2 rRNA genes are annotated in these 2,696 nt (G+C 57.0%); both read left to right on the top strand.

Going from position 1 to position 2,696, the window contains the following annotated elements:
• Positions 1–56, top strand: a 16S ribosomal RNA gene (locus ACFW3F_RS25470); the annotation flags it as partial.
• A 301-nt stretch (positions 57–357) separates the two neighbouring features.
• Positions 358–2,696 (top strand): 23S ribosomal RNA (locus ACFW3F_RS25465); the annotation flags it as partial.

The following is a 2,696-nucleotide window of genomic DNA, read 5'->3' as shown; positions in this document are numbered from 1 at the left end:
GGACGAAGTCGTAACAAGGTAGCCGTACCGGAAGGTGCGGCTGGATCACCTCCTTTCTAAGGAGCACTTCTCACCAACTCCGGTTGGTCAGAGGCCAGCATGCGGGCGAACGTCTCGCACTGGTTGCTCATGGGTGGAACGTTGACTACTCGGCACACTTGATCGTCTTCTCCTTCCAGTACTGCTCGTCAGAGCGTGGAACGAATGAGGGAAGCGGTGAGGGTGTCGGGCACGCTGTTGGGTGTCTGAGGGAATGAACTTCCTTCAGTGCCGGCCCCAGTGCACTCGAGCTGCTGGCTCGGGGTGATGGGTGGTTGGTCGTTGTTTGAGAACTGCACAGTGGACGCGAGCATCTGTGGCCAAGTTTTTAAGGGCGCACGGTGGATGCCTTGGCACCAGGAACCGATGAAGGACGTGGGAGGCCACGATAGTCCCCGGGGAGTCGTCAACCAGGCTTTGATCCGGGGGTTTCCGAATGGGGAAACCCGGCAGTCGTCATGGGCTGTCACCCTTGCCTGAACACATAGGGCAAGTGGAGGGAACGCGGGGAAGTGAAACATCTCAGTACCCGCAGGAAGAGAAAACAACCGTGATTCCGGGAGTAGTGGCGAGCGAAACCGGATGAGGCCAAACCGTATGCGTGTGAGACCCGGCAGGGGTTGCGCATGCGGGGTTGTGGGATCTCTCTTCTACGGTCTGCCGGCCGTGGGGCGAGTCAGAAACCGTTGATGTAGGCGAAGGACATGCGAAAGGTCCGGCGTAGAGGGTAAGACCCCCGTAGTCGAAACATCAGCGGCTCGTTTGAGAGACACCCAAGTAGCACGGGGCCCGAGAAATCCCGTGTGAATCTGGCGGGACCACCCGCTAAGCCTAAATATTCCCTGGTGACCGATAGCGGATAGTACCGTGAGGGAATGGTGAAAAGTACCGCGGGAGCGGAGTGAAATAGTACCTGAAACCGTGTGCCTACAAGCCGTGGGAGCGTCGGACATCAGCTTGCTGGTGTCTCGTGACTGCGTGCCTTTTGAAGAATGAGCCTGCGAGTTTGCGGTGTGTTGCGAGGTTAACCCGGGTGGGGAAGCCGTAGCGAAAGCGAGTCCGAATAGGGCGTTTCAGTAGCACGCTCAAGACCCGAAGCGGAGTGATCTAGCCATGGGCAGGTTGAAGCGGAGGTAAGACTTCGTGGAGGACCGAACCCACCAGGGTTGAAAACCTGGGGGATGACCTGTGGTTAGGGGTGAAAGGCCAATCAAACTCCGTGATAGCTGGTTCTCCCCGAAATGCATTTAGGTGCAGCGTCGTGTGTTTCTTGCCGGAGGTAGAGCACTGGATAGGCGATGGGCCCTACCGGGTTACTGACCTTAGCCAAACTCCGAATGCCGGTAAGTGAGAGCGCGGCAGTGAGACTGTGGGGGATAAGCTCCATGGTCGAGAGGGAAACAGCCCAGAGCATCGACTAAGGCCCCTAAGCGTACGCTAAGTGGGAAAGGATGTGGAGTCGCACAGACAACCAGGAGGTTGGCTTAGAAGCAGCCACCCTTGAAAGAGTGCGTAATAGCTCACTGGTCTAGTGATTCCGCGCCGACAATGTAGCGGGGCTCAAGCGTACCGCCGAAGTCGTGTCATTCACACAATAGGGCCAACGCCTGTGTGGATGGGTAGGGGAGCGTCGTGTGCCGGGTGAAGCAGCGCCGGAAGCGAGTTGTGGACGGTTCACGAGTGAGAATGCAGGCATGAGTAGCGATACACACGTGAGAAACGTGTGCGCCGATTGACTAAGGGTTCCTGGGTCAAGCTGATCTGCCCAGGGTAAGTCGGGACCTAAGGCGAGGCCGACAGGCGTAGTCGATGGATAACCGGTTGATATTCCGGTACCCGCTGTGAAGCGTCAAACATCGAGCATCGTGATGCTAAGGCCGTGAAGCCGCCCTGGAGCCTTCGGGCAAAGGGGAGTGGTGGAGCCGCTGAACCAAGCGGTTAGTAGGTGAGTGATGGGGTGACGCAGGAAGGTAGTCCATCCCGGGCGGTGGTTGTCCCGGGGTAAGGGTGTAGGACGTCAGGTAGGTAAATCCGCCTGGCACATAGTCTGAGACCTGATGCCGAGCCGATTGTGGTGAAGTGGATGATCCTATGCTGTCGAGAAAAGCCTCTAGCGAGTTTCATGGCGGCCCGTACCCTAAACCGACTCAGGTGGTCAGGTAGAGAATACCGAGGCGTTCGGGTGAACTATGGTTAAGGAACTCGGCAAAATGCCCCCGTAACTTCGGGAGAAGGGGGGCCACGTCTGGTGATCCGATTTACTCGGTGAGCTGGGGGTGGCCGCAGAGACCAGCGAGAAGCGACTGTTTACTAAAAACACAGGTCCGTGCGAAGCCGTAAGGCGATGTATACGGACTGACGCCTGCCCGGTGCTGGAACGTTAAGGGGACCGGTTAGTCACATTTCGGTGTGGCGAAGCTGAGAACTTAAGCGCCAGTAAACGGCGGTGGTAACTATAACCATCCTAAGGTAGCGAAATTCCTTGTCGGGTAAGTTCCGACCTGCACGAATGGCGTAACGACTTCTCGACTGTCTCAACCATAGGCCCGGTGAAATTGCACTACGAGTAAAGATGCTCGTTTCGCGCAGCAGGACGGAAAGACCCCGGGACCTTTACTACAGTTTGATATTGGTGTTCGGTTCGGCTTGTGTAGGAT

It is taken from the genome of Gordonia sp. NPDC058843 (assembly GCF_042743165.1).
Lineage (GTDB): Bacteria > Actinomycetota > Actinomycetes > Mycobacteriales > Mycobacteriaceae > Gordonia.
The sequence above is the reverse complement of the archived record's forward strand: the minus strand, read 5'-3'. Positions and strand labels throughout refer to the sequence as shown.